Consider the following 21504-nt stretch of genomic DNA (forward strand, 5'->3'; position numbering starts at 1 on the left):
GTCCGGAGTGCCGAGTCCGCGTTCACCGCAGAGTCAGCAGGCGCGTGCGGCCCAGGGACGACCGGCCGGTCCCGGCAAGCAGCGCGACGCCTTCTTCGACAACGCCAAGTACCTGGCGATCGTGCTGGTGGCCATGGGCCACTCCTGGGAGCCGCTGAAGGGCGACAGCCGCGTCCTGGAGGCCGTGTACACCGTCGTCTACGCCTTCCACATGCCGGCGTTCATCATCATCTCCGGCTTCTTCTCGCGCAGTTTCGACATGCGCCCCGACCGCCTCCGACGGCTGGTCACCGGCGTCCTGGTGCCCTACGTCCTGTTCGAGACGGCGTACTCCCTGTTCAAGCGCTACGGCGACCACGACCCGAGCATGGACATCAGCCTGCTCGACCCCTGGTACCTCACCTGGTTCCTGATCGCGCTGTTCATCTGGCGGCTGACGACCCCGCTGTGGAAGACCGTCCGCCGGCCGCTGCCCCTCGCGCTCGCCGTCGCCATGCTGGCGTCCGTCTCCCCGGACATCGGCGACGACCTCGACCTGCAGCGGGTGCTGCAGTTCCTGCCGTACTTCGTGCTGGGTCTGTGCATGAAGCCGGAGCACTTCCAGAGGGTGCGCACCCGCCGGGTGCGGATGCTGTCCGCGCCGGTCTTCGCGGCCGCGCTGGCCGTCGGCTGGTGGGCGGTGCCGCGGATGGACACCGCATGGTTCTACCACCGCGACGCCGCGCAGAACCTGGACGCGCCCTGGTGGTCCGGCCCGGTGATGACGCTGGCGCTGTTCGGCTGCTCGCTGCTGCTGACCGCCTGCTTCTTCGCCTGGGTGCCGCGTCGGCGGATGTGGTTCACGGCACTCGGCGCGGGCACGCTGTACGGCTATCTGCTGCACGGTTTCGTGGTCAAGGCCGGTGACTTCTACGGCTGGTTCGACTACGGGTGGATGCGCCGGCCGCTCGGCGAGATCCTCGTGACGCTCGCCGCTGCCGCCGTCGTCACCGTGCTGTGCACCCGGCCGGTGCAGCGGGTGTTCCGGTTCGCGATGGAACCCGAGATGAAGTGGGCCTTCCGGCCGGACTCCGTCGAGGCGGCGCGCGGCCGGGTCAACGCCCCGCGCGAGAAGGTCAACGCCTAGCCACGCCCCAGCAGGGCGCCGAGGCGTCCAGACCGAGAAGTGCGCGCATGCCGGCGTACTTCTCGGTCAGCCGTGTGCGGGTGGCCTCGTCCTCGACGCCCTCGATGCGTGCCGGGTCGGCGTTGTGGGCGATGTCCGCGGCCTTCACCAGCAGCGCGCCGGGGGTGGCCAGGATCCGGTCGGCGTATTCCCGTGCCGGCTCGCCGTCCCGCTTGGTGAGCGCGAGCACGATGTCCTGCGCACGCGGGCTCAGTTCGAGTCCGCGCAGCCACCGCTCGGTCAGCGGCGTGTCCTCGACGGCGTCGTGCAGCCAGGCCGCCTTCAGCTGGTCCTCGTCCCCGGCGCAGGCCCGCACGCCGGCCACGACGGCGACGAGGTGCTCGACGTAGGGGCGGCCCTGCTTGTCGGTCTGGGTGGCGTGCGCCCAGCGCGCGATCTTCTCGACCTCGAGCAACGACAGTGTCATCGGCTACGCCGGCCTGGGCTGTACGGCCGTCGGGCCCTCGCGGCAGATCAGCAGCAGGGCCCGGTCGTCGTTGACGTCCTTGGCCACCGCCTCGATCAGATGCCAGGCCGCGCCGTGAAAACCGCCCGCGACATACCGGTCGGCCTCCCCGGTCAGCCGGTCGATGCCCTCGACGATGTCCCGGTCGGAGGTCTCCACCAGGCCGTCCGTGAACAGCATCAACACGTCTCCGGGGCGCAGCGATCCCTTCACGGGGTCGAACTGCGCGCCGTCGTACACGCCCAGCAGCGGTCCCTCGGCCGCCTTCTCCTCCCAGCGGCCGCTGCCCGCGCTGAGCTGCAGGCCCGGTGGGTGGCCGGCGGAGTAGAGCTCGTAGTCGCCGGAGTCGAGGTCCAGCACGAGGTGGATCGAGGTCGCGAAGCCCTCGTCCCAGTCCTGGCGCAGCAGGTAGCCGTTCGCGGCCGGGAGGAAGGCGTGCGGCGGGAGGGAGCCCAGCAGACCGCCGAAGGCGCCCGACAGCAGCAGCGCGCGCGAACCGGCGTCCATGCCCTTGCCGGACACGTCCGTCAGGACGACCTCCAGGGTGCGGCCGCCGTTCGTCCGGGCCGCGACCACGAAGTCGCCCGAGAAGGACTGGCCGCCGGCCGGGCGCAGCGCCATCTCGCGGTGCCAGCCGTCGGGCAGTTTGGGCAGTTTGCTCTGGACGCGGATGCGTTCGCGCAGGTCGAAGAGCATGGTGCCGCCGCGCCGCCACGGCACCCCGACCCGGCTGCGGAACTGGGCCACCAGCAGGCCGAAGAACCCACAGGCGGCGACCACGAGGACCACGCCCGGGGTGACGCGCGAGGGCCCCTCCGTGTAGGGGCCCAGCTTCACCGACTCCACGATCAGCGCCGTGGCCGCAGCCGCGTACAGGCCGAGCAGGCTGGCCGGACGCAGCAGCAGGCCGCCCGCGACGATCGGGACGACCAGCAGGGCCGGGGAGCACCACACCGAGTTGGCCAGGGTCACGGCCGCGATGACCGGGATGGTGAACAGCAGCAGGCCCAGCGCGATCCACTCCGAGCCGTCCCCGCGGAAATAGTCGACGGCGCTTCTGCGCACGCCGACCCGGGCCCGGTGCCACTGCATCTTCAACCGGGCCGTGAACGTCTCGGCTTCCGCGCGCCGCTCTCGTCCTGCTGCCATTAGTTCGGGACCTTATCCGTCGGACCCGTCACTTGGCACAGGAGGTACGACTTGTCCCCCATCCGAGGTTGAACTTCACAGTCACCGTGAAGGCCGCGAATAGACCGGTTTGTACGGGCCCGTTGAGCCTTTCGACCTGCGCCGCAAATTCCCTCGCTCCTCTCGGGCCGTCCTGATAGGCATGGTTCATGGGGACCGATGTGCGCGTGCTGCGCCAGGACGAGTGGGACGAGTGGTACGACAACCTGATCCGCGCCTTCGGCGGGGTTCCGGAGTCGGACGAGGAGCGCGCGCTGTGGCGCGAGCTCACCGAGCCGGAGCGGTGCGTGGGCGTCTGGGACGGTGCGGCGTGCGTCGGGACGGCCGGAGCGTTCGCCTTCCGGCTGACCGTGCCCGGCGGTGCCGCGGTGCCGGTCGCCGGCGTCACCATGGTGTCCGTGGCCGCCACGCACCGGCGGCGGGGCATCCTGACGGCCATGATGCGGCGCCAGTTGGACGACGTTCGGTCCTGGGGCGAGCCGCTGGCCGTGCTGACGGCCTCCGAGCCCGCGATCTACGGGCGCTTCGGGTACGGGACCGCGACCTTCCACGTGAACGCCGAGATCGACACGACCCGCGTCCGGCTGTCAGCGCCGCCCGGCACCGACGACGTACGACTGCGGTACGCGCGGCCCGAGGAGGTGCTCGACGTCTGCGAGGCGGTGTACGCCCGGCTCGTGCCGCGGCGGCCGGGGATGCTGGTGCGCGGCGCCGGCTGGGAGTGGCTCGGGGTGCTGGACCCGGCGAGCGACCGGGACGGCGGGTCGCCGATGCAGTGCGTGCTGGCGGAGCGGGACGGCGAGGTCGTCGGGTACACCCGGTTCCGGGTCAAGCCGGACTGGGAGCCGACGGGCCCCAACGGCAGCGTGCTGGTGCGGGACCTGGAGGCGCTGGACCCGGCGGCGCACGCGGCGCTGTGGCGGTTCCTGTTCGACATCGACCTCACGTCGAAGGTGAACGCCCGGGGCCGCCCGCTGGACGAGGCCTGGCAGCACCTGGTCTCCGACATCCGGCGGTGCTCGCTGCGGGTGCGGGACTCCCTGCACGTACGGCTGGTGGACGTCGGCGCGGGGCTTCAGGCGCGGACCTACCAGGCGCCGGTGGACGTGGTACTGGCGGTCGAGGACGCCTTCTGCCCCTGGAACGAGGGCCGTTGGCGGCTGACCGGCGACCCGAAGGGCGCCTCCTGCGCCCGCACCGAGGACGCTCCCGATCTCGCCCTGTCGGTGCGGGAGTTGGGGTCGGCTTACCTCGGCGGCGTCACCCTGGAGGCGCTCGCCGCGGCCGGGCGGGTGCGGGAGCTGCGCCAGGGCGCGCTGGCGGAGGCGTCACTGGCCTTCGCTTCGACGCCGGCCCCGTGGCTGCCGCACGGCTTCTAGGTCCGCTGGCAGGTGGGGCACCAGAAGAGGTTGCGGGCGGCGAGGTCGGCGGTGCGGATCTCGGCGCCGCAGATGTGGCAGGGCAGGTTGGCCCGGCGGTAGACGTAGACCTCGCCGCCGTGGTCGTCGACACGCGGCGGGCGGCCCATGGCCTCCGGGGTGTGTTCGGGGCGGACGGTGTCGATGCGGTTGTCGCGCACGCCCTCGCGCATCAGCGCGACGAGGTCGGCCCAGATCGCGTCCCACTCGGCCGGGGTGATGTCCTTGCCCGCCCGGTAGGGGTCGATGCCGTGCCGGAAGAGGACCTCGGCGCGGTAGACGTTGCCGACGCCGGCGATCACCTTCTGGTCCATCAGCAGTGCGGCGATCGTCGTACGGCTGCGGGAGATCCGCCGGTACGCCGGCCGCGGGTCGGCGTCGGCGCGCAGCGGGTCGGGGCCGAGGCGGGCGTGTATCGCCCGTTTCTCGGCGTCCGTGACGAGCGCGCAGGTCGTCGGGCCGCGCAGGTCGACGTAGGAGGCGGCGTTCGCCAGGCGCAGCCGGACTGTGTCGGTCGGCGGGGGCGCCGGGGCGTCGCCGAAGGTCACCTTGCCGAAGAGGCCGAGGTGGATGTGGACCCAGTCGCCGTCACGGAAGCCCAGGAAGAGGTGCTTTCCGTGGGCTTCCGTACGGGTGAGCCGGGCGCCGTCGAGCAGTGCGGCGGCGTCGGAGAACTTGCCCTGGGGGCTGGTGACGCGCGGCGCCGTGCCGGAGAAGCGGTCGGCGTAGTCGGACGCCAGCCGGTGGATCCTGTGCCCCTCTGGCACGGTGCCCGTTCCTTTCCGGCCCCTTTCGCGGGGCGTCAGTCCTGCTGCGGGTGGTGCGCCGGGATCGGGGGCAGGTCGCCCGTCGTCTCGTAGTCCGCGAGCATGTCGATGCGGCGGATGTGGCGCTCGTCACCGGAGAACGGGGTGCCCAGGAAGGTCTCGACGAACTTCGTCGCCTCCTCGGCCGTGTGCATGCGCGCGCCCACCGCGACGACGTTGGCGTTGTTGTGCTGGCGGCCGAGCGAGGCGGTCTCCTCGCTCCAGGCGAGCGCCGCGCGCACGCCCTTCACCTTGTTGGCGGCGATCTGCTCGCCGTTGCCGGAGCCGCCGATCACGATGCCGAGGGAGTCGGGGTCCGCGGCCGTCCGTTCGGCGGCACGCAGGCAGAAGGGCGGGTAGTCGTCCTGGGCGTCGTAGATGTGCGGGCCGCAGTCGACGGGGTCGTGGCCGGCCGCCTTCAACCACTCGACGAGGTGGTTCTTGAGTTCGAAGCCGGCATGGTCGGAGCCGAGATACACGCGCATGCCTGTGAGTGTGACACGGCCGTTTCCGGGCAGCAGCCCCGGGTGTCGGCCAAGGGGAATCCGTGCCTCACCATGGAACCTCAAGGAAACCTCAAATAACGATCCGGATTCAAAGGTTCACGAATTCCCTTGCCTCCGTTTCACTGGACCGACCCGTACACACCCCTGTGCGGGAAACCGCTCAGACCGCTCACCCGGCGCAAAGGAATTCCCCCATGACTTCCGGGCACCAGCCCTCCGGGCTCCAGGCAGGACTCAAGAACCGTCATCTGTCGATGATCGCCATCGGCGGTGTCATCGGCGCGGGCCTCTTCGTCGGCTCCAGCTCCGGTATCGCCACCGCGGGACCCGGCATCCTCCTGTCGTACGCCCTCGTCGGCACACTCGTCGTCCTCGTGATGCGCATGCTCGGCGAGATGTCCGCCGCGAACCCCACCTCCGGTTCGTTCTCCGCCCACGCCGACCGGGCGCTGGGCCGCTGGGCCGGCTTCTCCATCGGCTGGCTGTACTGGTTCTTCTGGGTGGTGGTCCTGGCGGTGGAGGCCACCGCCGGCGCCAAGATCCTCGAGGGCTGGATACCGGCGGTCCCGCAGTGGGGCTGGGCGCTCATCGTCATGGTCGTGCTGACCGCCACCAACCTCGTCTCGGTCGGCTCCTACGGCGAGTTCGAGTTCTGGTTCGCCGGGATCAAGGTGGTCGCGATCGGCGCGTTCATCGTCGTCGGCGCGCTCGCGGTGTTCGGTGTGCTGCCGGGCGTCCACAGCGACAAGGCGGGCCTGGACAACCTGACCGGCCACGGCGGCTTCCTCCCGCACGGCCCCGGCGCGATCCTCACCGGTGTGCTGCTCGTCGTCTTCTCCTTCATGGGCAGCGAGATCGCGACCCTGGCGGCGGGCGAGTCGGAGGACCCGCAGCGGGCGGTGACGAAGTCGACGAACAGCATCATCTGGCGTATCGCCGTCTTCTACCTGGGCTCGATCTCCGTCGTCGTCTGCCTCCTGCCGTGGAACGACCCGTCCATCAAGGATCAGGGCTCCTACGTCGCCGCCCTCGACTCCCTCGGGATCGCGCACGCCGGCCAGATCATGAACTTCATCGTGCTGACGTCGGTGCTGTCCTGTCTCAACTCCGGCCTGTACACGGCCTCCCGCATGGCCTTCTCGCTGGGCGAGCGGGGCGACGCGCCGAAGGCGTTCGCGCGGACCACGTCCCGGGGTGTGCCGATGGCGGCGATCGTGGCGTCGGTGGTGTTCGGCTTCGTGGCCGTCTTCTTCAACTACAAGTTCCCCGACTCGGTCTTCCTCTTCCTGGTCAACTCCAGTGGCGCGGTGGCCCTGTTCGTGTGGCTGGTCATCTGCTTCTCGCAGCTTCGGATGCGGCGGATCATCCAGGCCGAGGCGCCGGAGAAGCTGGTCGTACGGATGTGGCTGTACCCGTATCTGACGTGGGCGACGGCCGCGTTGATCGTGTTCGTGCTGGGCTACATGCTCACGGACACCGAGCACGACGGACGCGAGACCGTGCTGTTGTCGCTGCTGGTCGCGGCGGTCGTGGTGGTGATCGCCGTGGTCAGGGAGAAGGTCCGCGGGAGCCGCCCGGCGGCCGTGGGCGACGCCGTGCCCGCCGCGGCGCTTGACGAGGCCGGGAAGGTCAGGACCGGCTGACGCGCGGGGTGCCGTACGTGCCGGAAGGGGCTCTCGGTTCGTACCGCGGGCCCCTTCGGCGTGCTCTGCCGGGCTCCCCTGCTCACAGGACGGTGAAGCTGTCCTTGACCCGGTCGTAGATCCTGACGGCCTGGGTCTCGACGTCCGGGTGGTACCAGGTGTTGATCTGGTACGACCTGCCCTCCTGGTCGAAGCCGAGCAGCCGCGCGTGCCAGTTCACGCCCTTGAGGGTGAAGGTGTACTCCCAGACCACCGCCGGGTGGCCGCGGAAGGTCGTCTGCTCCAGGCGGATCTTTTGGTAGTTCTGGCCCTGGTGGGCGTCCTGCTCCGACTGCCGCCAGGTCCCCATGAGGTCGTCGCGGGCGATGGAGGACTTCGCCACGAGTTCCTGGGCGCCGTCGGGCGAGGTGTAGTGGACCTCGGCTCCCGTCATCACGTTGCGCTTCCAGCCCTTGGGGGTCGCCCACGCGTAGCCGCCGGCCTCCTCGTGGGTCCCCGGTGGCAGTGTCCGCGGCCGGGAGGTGCCCTCCACGGTGGGAGGCGGGCTGCTGCCGGAGGTGGTGGGGGGCTTGGTCGCGGAGGTCGTGGGACCGGCGTGATCGCCGCCCTGCGAACCGGAGTTCAGGAGCAGTGTCACAACGACCACCGCGCCGGCGGCGACCAGCGCGGCGGCGGCCAGGAGCCCGGCACGGCGGCGACGGCGACCGGTCGCGGGCGGGGGCGCCAGGACCGGGGGCTCGCCGTGCAGCGGGTGGGGGCCCAGGTGTTCGTGCACGGAGCGGCTCGGTGGGGCCGCGGGGCGGGGCCGGGTCACCGCCGGGGAGCGGGTCAGGGAGACGCCGGGGCGGGTGGTGGCCGGAGGGCTTGGCAAAGTGGGGTCGGCCGCCGGGGAGTTGGCGGACGGCTTCTCCGCACCGGCTTCCGAGCGCAGCTCGGAGGGAACCTCGGCGGCAGCGGATGTCCGGAGGCCGCCGAGGGGAGCCTCGCCGGGGTCCGTGGGTGCCACGGCAGTCCCGGCCGGTGCGGCGGGTTCGGGCGGCCCTTCGGCGGGAGGAGGACCGACGGCCGGTGAGGCGGAGGCGGGTGACGGTTCGAGTGGCGGGTGGCCGCGGCGGAGCGGGTGGGTGTCCTGTCGGGCCGGAGGTGGGGTGTCCTCCGGCGGCACGGGGCGCCGGGGGTCCGGGGTGGCTCGTACCGGCAGGGTGTGCGGGGCGGGCGGTTCGTGCGAGGGCCGGTACCCGTGAGTGGGCGGCTCTGGTGAGGGGGGTGTGGGGGTGCCCGCAGCCGTCGGTCGGCCCGGCGGGTGCCCCTCCTCCACCGGTTCCGCGCCGCCGGTGCCCACCGGCAAGGTCGGGGTGGGCGGCGGGAAGGCGACGGGGCGCAGGGCCTCTTCCAGTTCCCGCAGGGCAGGCCTGGCCTCGGGTTCCTTCTCCAGGAGTGCTGCCAGGACGTGGCTCAGGGGGCCGGCCGCGGCGGGGAGTTCTGGCTCCTCGTGGAGCACCGCGTGCAGGGTGGCCAGGGTGGTGCCGCGGGAGAAGGGGGAACGGCCGCCCAGGGCCGCGCAGAGGGTCGCGCCCAGGGACCAGATGTCGGACGGCGGGCCCTGCGGGCGGCCGGAGACCCGCTCGGGGGCCATGTAGTCGGGCGAGCCGACCAGCATGCCGACCATGGTGAGGGCCTTGGCGTCCTGGATCGCGGCGATGCCGAAGTCGGTCAGGACGACCCGGCGGTCGGGTTCGCCGGAGCCCTCGACGATCACGTTCCCGGGTTTGATGTCGCGGTGCAGGACGCCGCGGGCGTGGACCTGCCGCAGGGCCGCCACCAGGCCGAGCCCGGTGCGTGCCGTCTCCCGCGGGCTCAGGGGGCCGTCCTCGGCCAGGATGCGTTCCAGCGAGCGGCCCCTGACCAACTCCATGACGATCCACAGGCGTTCGCCCTCGTCGACCACGTCGTAGACGCGGACCACGTTGGGGTGGTCGATGCGGGCCGTGGCCCTGGCCTCGCGCAGGGTGCGTTCGCGGCGGGTGCGCGTGTCCTCGGCGTCCATGCCGTCGATGCGGATCTCCTTGACGGCCACCGGGCGGTCGAGCATTTCGTCCGCCGCCCGCCACACCCGCCCCATTCCCCCCTGCCCGATACTTTCGACCAGCCGATAACGACCCGTCACCAGCAGCCCCTGAACACCACCGCTCCTCGCATTCCCCGGCAAATCCACGGCGCCCCCTCGACCAACTGAAACAACCCCTGAAACCCGAGACGACCTCGGTAGCACTGAGACCCGCCCCCACTGAAACACAATGGTCACACTTCATGCCGTACCAGCATAGTGCGGAGAAATCTTGTGGTAGCTCTTCAAGTACTGCGATTTCAGGCGCAGCCAGGGGGAGTCAAGGGGGATGCGAACATGAGTACTCGCCGCAGTACGGTCATCACGGGATCGCTGGTCACGGCATCTTTTTCGGCGGTGATGATCCTTTCCTGCACCGCCAGCGCGGACGACCAGGGCCCCGGGAGCAGCAAGGGGGGAAAGGTCATGGACAAGGCACCGGCGGGCGTTGAACTGACCACACTCCTTCCCTCGAAGATCTCGGTCGACAACAGCACGAAGAAAACGGCGATCACCGCCACGGTCAAGAATCAGGGGAACAAGGACAGCGGAAAGATCCAGCTTTTGGTCGTCGGTTTCGACGGCCTCACGGTGAAGAACGTCGACGGCTGCTCGGCGATCGACAAGAACAGTCTTCCGAAAGGCTCGAACAGCGGTTTCTCCTGCACCGTCGACAATCTGGCGGCCGGTAGGTCGAAGTCGTACGCCGTCGACGCGACGTACGACCTGGGCAAGACGGGGAAGATCTGTCTGCCCGTGCAGAGCGGCGACGGGAAGAAGACGTACTGGCAGCAGGGGCCGGTCCCGTTCGGCACCAACAACCCGTCTCCGAACGCGCCCGCCACCCCGCTGCTCCTCGGCACCGACAACAAGCCGGTGGCGCCGGGCGGCGAGACCGAACTGCCGAAGACCGGCGTCGGGCGGGACGTCCTGCCGCTGGGCGCGGCGGGCGCGACGCTGGTCGCGGCCGGGGCGGCCGGGCTGTGGTGGTCGACCCGGCGGCCGACCGGTCCGCTGCGGCCGCGCGGCTGAGCGGGTCACGGGACGGAAGGGCTTGGCGGGAGTGATCGCTCCCGCCGGGCCCGTCTCCCGAAAAGCTGACGGCGGCTGTCAGGTTATGCGGGGACAGTGCGGGTCATGGACCTCGCCGAGAACACCACCGACCCGCTCGTCCTGCGCCCGGGCGACCCGGGCTACGACGGCGAACTCTCCGGTTTCCAGACCGGGTTCGACCTGCGGCCGGACGCGGTCTTCGCCGTCTCCTCGGCCGACGACGTGAGCGCAGCCGTGCGCCACGCGGCCGGGCACGGCCTGCCGGTGCGTGTCCAGGCCACCGGTCACGGGCTGCCCGGGGCCTCGCGGGGCGGGGTGCTCGTCACGACGCAACGGATGGACGGCGTCGTCGTGGACGCCGGTGCCCGAACCGTCCGGGTGCAGGCGGGCGTGCGCTGGGGACAGGTCGTCGCGGCGGCCGAACCGTACGGGCTCGCACCGCTCAACGGCTCCGCGCCGGGCGTCGGCGCCGTCTCGTACACCCTCGGCGGCGGACTGGGCATCCTCGCGCGGGAGTTCGGGTACGCGGCCGACCATGTGCGCTCACTGGACGTGGTGACGGCGGACGGGCGGCCGAGGCACGTGACCTGCGAGTCCGACCCCGACCTGTACTGGGCGCTGCTGGGCGCCGGCCACGACTTCGGCGTCGTGACCGGTCTGGAGATCGGCCTCGTGCCGGTGCGCCGGCTCTACGGCGGCTCGCTCGCCTTCGACGGGCGCGAGGCCGACCCGACGGCCCTGCTGCGGGCCTACGAGGCGTGGACCCGGACCGTGCCGGACGGGCTGACCTCGTCCTTCGCCGCCGTACCATATCCGGACCTGCCGGCGCTCGAGCCGCATCTGCGCGGGCGGTACGTGATCTCGGTGCGGGTCGCGTACACCGGCGGCGACGGTGACGCGGTCGTGGCCGCGCTGCGGGAGTCGGGGCCCGTGCTCGCGGACTCGCTGCGCTGGATGCCGTACTCGGAGAGCCACACCATCCACAGCGACCCGGACTTCCCGCACGCCTACTACGGCGACAGCGCGGTGCTGGGCGAACCGGACCTCGCCGCGGCCGGCGAACTCCTCGCCCGCACCGGGCCGGACGCGGGCGGCCCGATGTGCGTGGTGCAGATCAACCATCTGGGCGGCGCCCTCGCGCGGCCCGCGCCGAACTCGGTGCCGTACCGCGAAGGACGGTTCCTGCTAAGGCTGTTGAGCGTCGGGGAGCGGGAGCAGGCGCGTGCGGTGGTGGACCCGGCGCTCGCACTGCTCGCGGACGCGACTCTCGGGCGGGCCCGCAACTTCTCGTTCGGGGCCGGCGACCGGAGCGAGGGACTGTACGACCCCGCGACGCACGCGAGGCTCGCCGGGCTGAAGTCGCTCCACGACCCGGCGAACCTCTTCGGTGGCCCCTACGAACTCAGCGCCGGCCGACGAACTTCCAGGCGGCCGGCATGAGGCCCATGGCCAGGGCGGCCTTGAGGGCGTCGCCGATCAGGAACGGGGTGAGGCCGGCGGCGATCGCGGCGGAGGCGGACAGGCCGGCGGCGTAGGCCAGGTACGGGACACCGACGGCGTAGATGAGGGCCTCGCCCAGCAGCATCGTGCCCGCCATGCGCCACACGGAGCGGTCGGCGCCGCGGCGGGCCAGGGCGCCGACGGCGGCGGACGCCAGCAGCATGCCCAGGATGTAGCCGAAGGAGACGGAGACACCGGAGGTGCCGCCCGCGAACCACGGCACACCGGCGAGACCGGCGAGCGCGTACAGGACGAGCGAGGCCAGGCCACGGCTCGCGCCGAGGCTCGTGCCGACCAGCAGCGCGGCGAAGGTCTGGCCGGTCACCGGCACCGGGGAGTGCGGGACGGGGACGGAGATCTGGGCCGCGAGGCCGGTGAGCACGGCACCGCCGACCACGAGGGCCACGTCCCGGACGCGGGAGGCGGGGAGGAGGTCGGCGAGGACCTGTCCGGGGCGGGCGGGGGTGACGGCAGCGGTGCTCATGGGGGCTCCGGGATCGGAACGGTCGGGGACACCGTGACGCTAACCCGGAGTGCTCGCCGCGATCACCGTCAGCGCTCGACAAAGGCTGCGGCCGGGCCTTCGTGGGCTCCGGACAAAGGATGCGAGTTACACGGGTCTCCGCGTGACACCGGTCACGGAGGCGGGGTGACCTGGGTTTCGTCGTCTCGCCCAGCGGTCGCCGTCTGGGCAGCGTCGGCCGGTTTTGCTAGCTTCGGCCGCATGGTCGCCCAGTCCCGGAACTTCTCGTCGCGTCGCCATGTCGACCTGCGACGAGTTGGCGCGTCCGCCTGTCGCCGCGGTTAGGGCCTGTCGTCGAATTGCCGCCGGGCAGGCGGGAATTCGACGACAGGCCCTCGTAGCGGGGCGCACGGACCGGATTCGGCACGCCCCGCCGCACGAGACGGCGCTGTGTCGGAACCGTTCTTCGAGGATGATCGCCATGCCCCGTACCGCGACCACCACTCTCACCTCCCCTGCTCCCCGTCATGACCGTCCCCGCGGCGACGACCGGCGCCGTACGAGCGCCAGCATCGTGCTGCGCTCCGTGCTGGAGCACGGGCCGGTGGCCCGCTCCACCATCGCCCGGCTGACCGGCCTGTCGCCGGCGTCGGTGACGGACTACTGCGCCCGGTTCACCGAACTCGGCCTGATCCGGGAGGCGTCCGAGCCCCGGCGCTCGGGCGGCGTCGGGCGCCCGCACGTCCCCCTGGACCTCGACGACTCGCGGTTCGTGGTCGCCGGCGTGCACGTGGCGGTGCCGTACACCACCGTGGCCCTGCTCGACCTGCGCGGACGGGTGCTGGTCAGCCGCGAGCTGAAGCACGGGAGCACCGAGCCGGGGCGGGTGCTGGCGCGGGCCGCCGAGGGGCTGACCCGCCTGCTCTCGAAGGCGCCGGGCTGTCGGCCGCTCGGCGTCGGCGTCGCCGTCGGCGGCTGGGTGGACCGGGAGTCGGGAACCGTCGTGGAGCACCCGCTGCTGGGCTGGCGGGAGGTCGCGGTGCGGGACGTGCTCGGCGAGCGCATGGGGCTTCCGGTCCATGTCGACGGGCACGCAAGGGCGTTGGTCAACGCGGAGCGGCTGTTCGGGCCGCCCCGGGACGGCGCCGGCATGCTGCATTTGTTCGTCGGCAATGTGGTCGACGCGGCGTTCGCCACCGGCGACGAGGTGCATCACGGGCCCCGGTCGCAGGCCGGGGCGATCGCCCATCTGCCGGTGCCGGGCGGCACGGAACCCTGCGACTGCGGGCGGACCGGCTGTCTGCAGGCCGAGTTGAGCGAGCGGACGCTGTGCCGGCGGGCGCGGGCGGCGGGCGTGCCCGCGGGTACGAACCCGATGCGGGTGGTCGCGGCCGCGGCCGCGGGCGATCACCGGGCGACGCGGTTGCTGGTGGAGCGGGCGGCTGCCGTCGGGCGGGCGGTGCGGCTGCTGCTGGACGTGCTCAACTCGGAGACGGTGGTCGTGACCGAGGTGGGGACCATTCACCGCGACGACTGTCTGAGCGCGTTGCGCGACGGGGTCGGCGTCGATCGCGCGGCACATGTGGTGCCGACGAGTTTCCCGGATTCGGTGCTCGCGGTGGCGGGTGGTTCGGTGGTTCTGGACGTGCTCTACCGGGATCCGCTGGCGATGTCACCTCGGGCTATTTAATTCAGAAACTCCGAATGTTGACAGCGGTGGGACCCGACCAGGAACATCCTGGTCATGAGCCTGTTCGTGAGCTGTCGCACCTCTTGTTGCTGACACGTTGCCGCGTGTGAAGCGCTCATTTCCCCCTGCGTGAAATCTGTGTGAATTCCTTTTCCCGGCGTCTGCCGACTGGAATTCCGCATGCGTTCTTTCCTTCTCGACCCACGGAGTTCTGCCATGCCTTCCTCGCCCGTGTCGGGTGTCGACCGACGGCTCTTCCTCACCTCAGTGCTCGGCGCCGCGGCCGGGGTCGCCGGCCTGAGCGGCTGCGCGAACGGCAGCGCCGCCGCCGACACCCGCGGCGCCACCTCGGCCCCGCTCGCCGACAAGGTCCCGGCTGGCACCAGCCTCAAGGTCGCTTCCTATCTGAACGCCCAACAACTCCAGTTCCTGCTGGCCGGGTTGGGCGGGCTGCCGTTCAAGGTGTCGAGCTGGGTGAACATCGGCGCGGGCCCCGACGTCATCAACGCCTTCCGCGCCAAGTCCCTGGACCTCGCCAACAACGCGGGCATACCTCCGATCCAGGCCCACTACCAGGGCTTCGACGCGAAGATCGTCGCGATCGACATCACCCGCAAGCCGAACTACCTCTTCGCCACCAGGCCCGGCAGCGACATCCACGCGGTCGCCGACTTCAAGGGCAGGAAGCTCGCCTTCTCCCAGGGGCAGGCGCAAGGAGTCGTCCTCCTGCGGGCGTTGAAGCAGGCGGGACTGAAGTACGACGACGTGCAGCTGGTGCCGCTGACCAGCAACCAGTTCCTGACCGCCCTGCAGTCCGGGCAGGTCGACATCGCGCCGCTCGCCAACAGCCAGGCGCCCGCCTATCTGCAGCAGTACAAGGCCAAGGGCGCCCGTGTGATCGCCACGGACGTCGTCGACCTGCTCAACCTGCTGTGGGCCCCGTCCTCGGTCCTCGCCGACTCCGCGAAGGCCGCCGCCGTCGCCGCGTACATCCCGTACTGGGCCAAGGGCCAGGTCTGGCAGTACGAGCATCCCGACACCTGGAACGAGGAGTTCTACGTCAAGACCCAGAACCTGACCCTCGCGCAGGCCAAGGGCATCTCCGACCTCGCCAACAAGCCGCTGTTCCCGCCGAGCTGGGACGAGGCGATCAGATGGGAGCAGGAGACCGCCGATCTGCTGGCGGAGGGCGGCTTCGTGAAGAAGTTCGACGTCTCCTCGCTCTTCGACCACCGGTTCGAGTCCATCGCCGCGAAGGCCGTACCGGCGGAGTACCGGAGGTGAGCGCCGTGACCACGACCACCGCCGCGCCGACGACGGCACAGCACGAGAGCCGTCCCGTACGACGGCGACGCCGGGGCCTCTCCCCGGGCAGGCGGCTGCCGGCCACCCGACTGGTCGGTCCCGCCGTCCTGATCGCCGTGTGGGCCGCCGCGTCCGCCGCCGGCCGGCTCGACCCCGGCGCGATCCCCGCGCCCTGGGCGGTGCTGCGGACCGCCGGACGCCTGTGGAGCGCCGGGACCCTGCGCACCGACATCGCCACCTCTCTGGAGCGGGCCGCCCTGGGCTTCGCGATCGGCCTCACTGCCGGGGTCGTGCTCGCGCTGGCGTCCGGGCTCAGCCGCGTCGGCGAGGTGCTGATCGACGGGACCGTGCAGCTCAACCGGGCGATCCCGACGCTCGGCCTGATCCCTTTGTTCATCCTCTGGCTGGGCATCGGCGAGGCCTTCAAGATCGCCATCATCGCCATCGTCGTCTATATCCCGATCTACCTGAACACGCACGCCGCCCTGTCCGGCATCGACAGCCGGTTCGTCGAACTGGCCGAGGTGCAGGGCCTGTCGAGGGTGCGGTTCGTCCGGCAGATCGTCATCCCCGGCGCCCTGCCCGGATTCTTCGTGGGACTCCGGCTCGGGGTGACCGGCTCCTGGCTGGGCCTGGTCGTGCTGGAGCAGATCAACGCCACCAGCGGACTCGGCTACATGATGTTCCAGGCCCAGAACTACGGCCAGTCCGACGTGATCCTCGTCGGGCTGCTCGTCTACGGGGTCTTCGGCCTGGCCTCCGACAGCGCTGTCCGCCTCGTCGAACGGAGGGTGCTGTCATGGCGCCGCACACTGAGCAGCTGACCCGGCCCGCCGTCCAACTCTGTAGCCTGACCCGGTCGTTCGAGGAACGGACCGTCCTCGACGGCATCGACCTCGACCTGCCGGCCGGACAGTTCACGGCGCTCCTCGGCCACAGCGGCTCCGGCAAGAGCACCCTGCTGCGGGCGATCGCGGGACTGGACCACGACGTCACCGGGAGCGGCCGGCTCACCGCGCCGGAACGGATGTCCGTGGTCTTCCAGGACTCACGCCTGCTGCCGTGGCGGCGGGTGCTGGACAACGTGGTTCTCGGCCTCGACGGCAGGGACGCCGAGCGCAAGGGGCGCGAGGCGCTCGCCGAGGTGGGGCTCGAAGGACGCGAGCGGGCCTGGCCCAATGAGCTGTCCGGCGGCGAGGCCCAGCGTGCCGCGCTCGCCCGGTCGCTGGTCCGCGAGCCCGAACTGCTGCTGGCCGACGAGCCGTTCGGCGCCCTGGACGCGCTGACCCGGATCAGGATGCACACCCTGCTGCGGGAGCTGTGGAAACGGCACCGGCCGTCCGTCCTGCTCGTCACCCACGACGTCGACGAGGCGATCGTCCTCGCCGACCGGGTCCTGGTCCTGGACGAGGGGCGCATCGGCCTCGACCTGACCGTCGACCGGCCCCATCCGCGCTCCTACCGGGACCCGTTGCTCGGCGAGTACCGGGAGCGGCTTCTCACGGCCCTCGGAGTCACCGAGGCCCCCGCATGACCACCGGCCTCGGAGTCACCGAGGCCCCCGCATGACCACCGGCCTCGGAGTCACCGAGCCACGCACGACCACCGACCTCGGCTCCCCGGAGGAACACCGATGACCCGCCGGCTCCACCTCAACGCCTTCCTCATGAACACCGGTCACCACGAGGCCTCGTGGCGGCTGCCCGAAAGCGATCCGTTCGCGCACGTCGAACTGGACCACTACGTACGCCTGGCCAGGATCGCCGAGCGCGGCACGTTCGACTCGCTCTTCCTCGCCGACGGCCCCCAGCTGTGGAGCAACCTCGCCCAGCGCCCGGCCGGCGCCCTGGAACCGCTGACGCTGCTCACCGCGCTGGCGACGGCGACCGAGCACATCGGGCTGATCGCCACCGCCTCGACCTCCTACAACTCGCCCTACAACCTGGCCCGCAAGTTCGCCTCGCTGGACATCATCAGCGGTGGCCGGGCGGGCTGGAACATCGTCACCACGGCGGGTGCGGAGGCCGCCCGGAACTTCGGCCTGGAGCACGAGCCCGCGCACGCGGAGCGGTACGCCCGGGCCGCCGAGTTCCTCGACGTGGCGCTGAAGCTCTGGGACAGCTGGGAGGACGACGCGGTCGTCGCCGACAAGGCGGCCGGCGTCTGGGGGGACGACGGCAAGATCCATCCGCCCCGTCACAAGGGGACGTACTTCAGTGTCGAGGGCGCGCTCAACGTCCCCCGCTCACCGCAGGGTTACCCGTTGCTCGTGCAGGCGGGGTCCAGCGAGGACGGCAGGGCGTTCGCGGCCCGGTACGCGGAGGCCGTGTTCACCGCGCAGCAGACCATCGAGGACGCGCAGGCCTTCTACGCCGACCTCAAGTCCCGTACGAGGGCGGCCGGCCGGGATCCCGAGCAGATCAAGGTGCTGCCCGGGATCGTGCCGGTCCTCGGGTCGACGCAGGCCGAGGCGCGGGCGAACGAGCAGCTGCTGCAGGACCACATCGTGCACCGGCACGGCGTAGCCAACCTGGAACGGCTGCTGCAACTTCCGGCGGGAACGCTGGAACTGGACGCCCGGCTCCCCGCCGATCTGCCGCCCGAGGAGGCCGTCGAGGGCGCCAAGAGCCGCTACACGCTCGTGGTCGAGCTGGCCCGGCGCGAGCGGCTCACCGTCCGGCAGCTGATCGGGCGGCTCGGCGGCGGGCGCGGGCACCTCACCTTCGCCGGCACGCCCGAGCAGGTCGCCGACCGGATCGAGAGCTGGTTCACCCGCGGCGCCGCCGACGGCTTCAACATCATGCCGGCCGTCCTGCCCTCCGGCCTCGACGCCTTCGTCGACCACGTCGTCCCGATCCTGCGCGCCCGCGGCCTGTTCCGCACGGAGTACGGCAGCCGCCGGACCCTGCGGGAGCGCTACGGCCTCCCCCGCCCCGCCAACCAGTACCTCCAGCCCGCACTCGTCTGAAAGGACCCCGCACACCATGTCCGAGATCGAGATCCAGAAGGTCACCGCGAACATCGGCGCCCGGGTGTCCGGCGTCGACATCTCCCAGCCTCTCGACGCGGAGACGGTCACCGTGATCCGTGAAGCCCTCAACGTCCACAAGGCGCTCGTCTTCGACGACGTGAACCTGGACGACGAGGGCCAGCAGGCCTTCGTCCGCCACTTCGGCGACGTCACCACCGCCCATCCGACGGTCTCGTCCGTCGACGGCGTCCCGAACGTCCTGCCGGTCGACAGCGAGCGCGGCCGGGCCGCCAACCACTGGCACACCGACGTCACCTTCGTCCTCAACCCGCCGCAGGCCAGCACCCTGCGCTCCCTGACGATCCCGCCGTACGGCGGCGAGACCCTGATCGCCAGTTCGGCCGCCGCCTACCGCCAACTGCCCGACGCACTGCGCGCTTTGGCGGACACGCTGTGGGCCGAACACACCAACGACTACGACTACGCCGTACCGGAGGAGGAGATCGACGAGCGGCAGGCCGCGCAGCGCGCCCAGTTCACGTCCATCAAGTACCGCACGGTCCATCCGGTGGTCCGCGTCCACCCGCTGACCGGTGAACGCGGGCTGTTCATCGGCGGGTTCGCCCAGCGGATCGTCGGGCTCTCCCCCGGCGAGTCCCGCAAGATCCTCGACCTGCTCCAGGCGTACGTGACCCGGCCGGAGAACGTCCTGCGGCACCGCTGGTCCGAGAAGCAGCTCGTCCTGTTCGACAACCGCATCACCCAGCACCACGCCGTCGACAACTACGACGGCCTGCCGCGCCGACTGCACCGGGTGACCGTCGCCGGTGACATCCCGGTCGGCGTCGAGGGCAAGGAGAGCTACGCGATCGAGGGCGACGCCTCGCACTACACGTCCGTGGCCGCGTAGTCACACCGGGCCTACGCCGCTCCGCGGTCACAGGGCACGTTCAGCGAGAGCAGACTCACCTGGTCGGGCTCCATGCGGAGTTCGGTGACGGCGGCGTTGCGCAGCTGCGGGAAGACGCGTCGGTACTCGCCGAGCGGGATGGACAGCAGGCGGCACAGCACCAGCCGCAGCAGGGTGTTGTGGGCGACGACGAGGACGCGTTCGCCGTCGTGGGCGGCGGCGATGCGGCGCAGGGCGGCGGCGCCCCGGACGGCGGCGGCGGCCGGGTCCTCGGCACCGGGGAAGGGGTGGGCCGCCGGGTCGGCGCCGAAGGCCGCCGCCGCGTCCGGGTCCTCCCGCGCGAACTGCGCGAGAGTGCGGCCCTCCACCACGCCGAAGTCGCATTCGCGCAGGTCGGGTTCGCGGCTCGGGGTGAGCCCGAGGGCCCGGCAGGCGGGCTCGGCGGTGACGACCGCCCGGGACAGGGGTGAGGTCCACACGGCGTCGACGGGGTGGGCGGCGGCCCACCGGCCGAGGGCTGCCGCCTGCGCGTGCCCGGTCTCGGTGAGCGGCACGTCGCTGATCCCCGCGTATCGGTTCTCGGCGTGCCAGACGGTCTGGCCGTGGCGGGCCAGGAGGAGGGTGGCGGTCATGAGTCCGCAGTATTCCGGGTGAGGCGGGCGTGCGCGTGCGCCGCGACAGGGGGCGGGAGCCAGCCGCGTGCCGTCAGTTCGTCGACCAGCCGGGCGTACGGCCCGGCGAACAGGGCGGTCCGGTCCGGGCGGGGTTCCACGACGGTACGGACACGGACCATACGCTCGGCGACGTCGGCGAGCCCGAGGGAGGCGTTCACACCGTGGGCGGCCAGTGCCGCCATGCCCAGCGCCGGTTCGGTCTGGTCCGGTACGCGGGCCGGGCGGCCCAGGATGTCGGCGCGCAGCTGGTTCCAGTACCGGCTGCGGGCGGCACCGCCGGTGAAGGTGAGCGGGCCGTCCAGCGGGGCGCCCAGGTGGTGCAGGTAGTCCAGGCAGAGCCGCTCGGTGAAGGCGACGCCCTGCAGCAGGGCGGCCCACAGATCGGCGTCGTCCTCCGGTTCGCCGAGGACGAGGGCGACGGCCTGCGGGGCGTGGAAGGGGAAGCGTTCACCGGGTGAGACCAGCGGGTAGGCCACCGCGCCGGACGGTTCGTGGGCGGCCGCCCGCTCGTCCATGACCGCCGGGTCGGCGCCCGCGAAGGCCGCCGTCAGCACCCCCGCGCCGACGCTGGAGGCTCCGCCGGGCAGCCAGGTCCGGTCGGGGGCTCGGTGGTTGTAGACCACTCCGGTGGGGTCGTGGACCGGTGCGGTGGAGGCGCCCTTGAGGACCAGGGTGGTGCCGAGCACCGAGTTCCAGGCGCCGGGGCGCAGGGCGCCGGACGCGATCTGGGCCGCGCAGCCGTCGGTCATTCCGGCGACGACGGGGGTGCCGGCGGGGATGCCGGTGGCCTCGGCGGCGGCCCGGCAGACCTCGCCGAGCCGTGTTCCGGGGCGTACGACGTCGGGCAACAGGCCGTCCGGGAGGCCGAGTTCGGTGAGGGCGGAGTGCGGCCAGGCGTCGTGTTCGAGGTCGTAGCCCGTCTTGAGGGCGTGGGAGGAGTCGGCGGGCGGGGGCTCGCCCGTGAGACGGGCGACGATCACGTCGGGCTGGTGGGCGAGCCGGAAGCGGGGCGCCCGGGCGACGCGGAGGTAGAGGTGGGTCCCGCGGGGTGTCTCGGAGAGGCCGCCGTGCTCCGCCACCAGCCACATCGCCTTCGGCAGCGCCCAGGTGTCCTGCACCGCGAGTCCAGCCGCCCGCGCCCGTGCCGCCTGCGCCGAGGCCCGCCGGTCGTCGTACATGAGCCCGGGGCTCAGCGGCCGCCCCGCCACGTCCGTCAGCAGGACCGTTCCGGACGTCCCGCACACCGCGAGCCCGCCGATCCGCACCCCGCGCGCCTCCCCCACCGCCTGCCGCGCTGCCGCGCACACCCCCTCCCACCACTGCTCCGGATCCTGCTCGTGCCGCTCCCCCTCGCGCCGCCCGCCGAGCGGGGCCGAACCCCGCCCCGCGACCGTCCCGTCACCGGTGACGGCCAGCACGCGGACACCCTGCGTGCCCAGGTCGATCCCCAGCCACGCCTCCTGCTCGTCCGGCATCCGGACCTCCCGGGCATCGCGATCCAGTCTGTGAACTTCACACCTACCCACGATATTGACCCGGGATTTTCGCTTGCGCGAGGGATTGACGCGCAACTTCCGCCGTTACACCCTCTGTTAGCGAGTCGACTCGACGTGTTACCCCACCCAGCGCACCGGGCCCG

At 71.7% G+C, this 21504-nt stretch carries 19 protein-coding genes; 11 read left to right on the forward strand and 8 right to left on the reverse strand.

The annotated features are described in order from the left end of the window. Nucleotides 1-7 precede the first annotated feature (7 nt). Nucleotides 8-1126, forward strand: a complete 1119-nt coding sequence (locus FBY22_RS34925; protein WP_260845255.1) for an acyltransferase family protein — start codon at nucleotides 8-10, stop codon at nucleotides 1124-1126. Here the strand turns inward: FBY22_RS34925 and FBY22_RS34930 are convergent. Next, complete coding sequence (locus tag FBY22_RS34930; RefSeq protein WP_142151964.1) at nucleotides 1116-1592, reverse strand: HD domain-containing protein; 477 nt, start codon at nucleotides 1590-1592, stop codon at nucleotides 1116-1118. The genes FBY22_RS34925 and FBY22_RS34930 overlap by 11 nt on opposite strands. A 3-nt stretch (nucleotides 1593-1595) precedes the next feature. Further along, a complete protein-coding gene (locus tag FBY22_RS34935) occupies nucleotides 1596-2780 on the reverse strand; it encodes a PP2C family protein-serine/threonine phosphatase (RefSeq protein WP_142151965.1) in 1185 nt (394 codons plus the stop codon). 188 nt (nucleotides 2781-2968) lie between these two features. Between FBY22_RS34935 and FBY22_RS34940 the strand changes: the two genes are divergently transcribed. Then, nucleotides 2969-4198, forward strand: a complete 1230-nt coding sequence (locus FBY22_RS34940; protein ID WP_142151966.1) for a GNAT family N-acetyltransferase — start codon at nucleotides 2969-2971, stop codon at nucleotides 4196-4198. Here FBY22_RS34940 and FBY22_RS34945 read toward each other — a convergent pair. Both FBY22_RS34945 and FBY22_RS34950 read right to left on the reverse strand, forming a co-directional pair. Then, entirely contained in the window at nucleotides 4195-5004 is an 810-nt protein-coding gene (locus FBY22_RS34945) for an Fpg/Nei family DNA glycosylase (protein ID WP_142151967.1), read from the reverse strand. The two genes, FBY22_RS34940 and FBY22_RS34945, sit on opposite strands and share 4 nt — an antisense overlap. 35 nt (nucleotides 5005-5039) lie before the next feature. Next, the gene (locus tag FBY22_RS34950) at nucleotides 5040-5528 is read right to left on the reverse strand and encodes a ribose-5-phosphate isomerase (RefSeq protein WP_142151968.1); all 489 of its coding nucleotides are present in this window, start codon (nucleotides 5526-5528) and stop codon (nucleotides 5040-5042) included. A gap of 215 nt (nucleotides 5529-5743) precedes the next feature. Here FBY22_RS34950 and FBY22_RS34955 point away from each other — a divergent pair, with 215 nt between their 5' ends. Beyond that, nucleotides 5744-7192 carry an amino acid permease gene (locus tag FBY22_RS34955; protein ID WP_142151969.1) on the forward strand — a complete coding sequence of 483 codons (1449 nt, stop codon included), beginning with the start codon at nucleotides 5744-5746 and terminating at the stop codon, nucleotides 7190-7192. An 82-nt stretch (nucleotides 7193-7274) separates the two neighbouring features. Here the strand turns inward: FBY22_RS34955 and FBY22_RS34960 are convergent, their stop codons facing one another. Then, nucleotides 7275-9314 carry a protein kinase domain-containing protein gene (locus FBY22_RS34960; protein WP_399212361.1) on the reverse strand — a complete coding sequence of 680 codons (2040 nt, stop codon included), beginning with the start codon at nucleotides 9312-9314 and terminating at the stop codon, nucleotides 7275-7277. Between the two features lie 282 nt (nucleotides 9315-9596). On the opposite strand from FBY22_RS34960, the gene FBY22_RS34965 reads away from it, so the two are divergent. Both FBY22_RS34965 and FBY22_RS34970 read left to right on the forward strand, forming a co-directional pair. Further along, on the forward strand, nucleotides 9597-10331 hold the full coding sequence (locus FBY22_RS34965) for a hypothetical protein (RefSeq protein WP_142151970.1): 735 nt from the start codon (nucleotides 9597-9599) through the stop codon (nucleotides 10329-10331). Between the two features lie 105 nt (nucleotides 10332-10436). Next, nucleotides 10437-11792 (forward strand): FAD-binding oxidoreductase, encoded by a 1356-nt coding sequence (locus FBY22_RS34970; protein ID WP_142151971.1) that lies wholly within the window; start codon nucleotides 10437-10439, stop codon nucleotides 11790-11792. On the opposite strand, the gene FBY22_RS34975 is transcribed toward FBY22_RS34970, so the two are convergent. Continuing rightward, a complete protein-coding gene (locus tag FBY22_RS34975; RefSeq protein WP_142151972.1) occupies nucleotides 11755-12336 on the reverse strand; it encodes a biotin transporter BioY in 582 nt (193 codons plus the stop codon). The two genes, FBY22_RS34970 and FBY22_RS34975, sit on opposite strands and share 38 nt — an antisense overlap. 460 nt (nucleotides 12337-12796) lie before the next feature. Between FBY22_RS34975 and FBY22_RS34980 the strand changes: the two genes are divergently transcribed. The 6 genes from FBY22_RS34980 (at nucleotide 12797) to FBY22_RS35005 (ending at nucleotide 19191) form a co-directional block, all read left to right on the forward strand. Further along, entirely contained in the window at nucleotides 12797-14005 is a 1209-nt protein-coding gene (locus tag FBY22_RS34980; RefSeq protein WP_142151973.1) for an ROK family protein, read from the forward strand. Nucleotides 14006-14221: 216 nt separating this feature from the next. Further along, nucleotides 14222-15289, forward strand: coding sequence for an ABC transporter substrate-binding protein (locus FBY22_RS34985; RefSeq protein WP_142151974.1), 1068 nt, complete (start codon nucleotides 14222-14224; stop codon nucleotides 15287-15289). Further along, the gene (locus tag FBY22_RS34990) at nucleotides 15286-16134 is read left to right on the forward strand and encodes an ABC transporter permease (protein WP_142151975.1); all 849 of its coding nucleotides are present in this window, start codon (nucleotides 15286-15288) and stop codon (nucleotides 16132-16134) included. The genes FBY22_RS34985 and FBY22_RS34990 overlap by 4 nt, the downstream gene beginning before the upstream one ends. Continuing rightward, a complete protein-coding gene (locus FBY22_RS34995; protein ID WP_142151976.1) occupies nucleotides 16110-16844 on the forward strand; it encodes an ABC transporter ATP-binding protein in 735 nt (244 codons plus the stop codon). The genes FBY22_RS34990 and FBY22_RS34995 overlap by 25 nt, the downstream gene beginning before the upstream one ends. Nucleotides 16845-16943: 99 nt before the next feature. Then, nucleotides 16944-18278 carry an LLM class flavin-dependent oxidoreductase gene (locus tag FBY22_RS35000; protein WP_142151977.1) on the forward strand — a complete coding sequence of 445 codons (1335 nt, stop codon included), beginning with the start codon at nucleotides 16944-16946 and terminating at the stop codon, nucleotides 18276-18278. A gap of 16 nt (nucleotides 18279-18294) precedes the next feature. Continuing rightward, on the forward strand, nucleotides 18295-19191 hold the full coding sequence (locus FBY22_RS35005) for a TauD/TfdA family dioxygenase (RefSeq protein ID WP_142151978.1): 897 nt from the start codon (nucleotides 18295-18297) through the stop codon (nucleotides 19189-19191). Nucleotides 19192-19202: 11 nt separating this feature from the next. On the opposite strand, the gene FBY22_RS35010 is transcribed toward FBY22_RS35005, so the two are convergent. Together FBY22_RS35010 and FBY22_RS35015 are read right to left on the reverse strand one after the other, a co-directional pair. Beyond that, nucleotides 19203-19823 carry a histidine phosphatase family protein gene (locus tag FBY22_RS35010; RefSeq protein ID WP_142151979.1) on the reverse strand — a complete coding sequence of 207 codons (621 nt, stop codon included), beginning with the start codon at nucleotides 19821-19823 and terminating at the stop codon, nucleotides 19203-19205. After that, the gene (locus FBY22_RS35015) at nucleotides 19820-21340 is read right to left on the reverse strand and encodes an FGGY-family carbohydrate kinase (protein ID WP_142151980.1); all 1521 of its coding nucleotides are present in this window, start codon (nucleotides 21338-21340) and stop codon (nucleotides 19820-19822) included. The genes FBY22_RS35010 and FBY22_RS35015 overlap by 4 nt, the downstream gene beginning before the upstream one ends. Nucleotides 21341-21504: the final 164 nt, after the last annotated feature.

The sequence above is a fragment of the Streptomyces sp. SLBN-31 genome, from assembly GCF_006715395.1.
GTDB lineage: Bacteria > Actinomycetota > Actinomycetes > Streptomycetales > Streptomycetaceae > Streptomyces.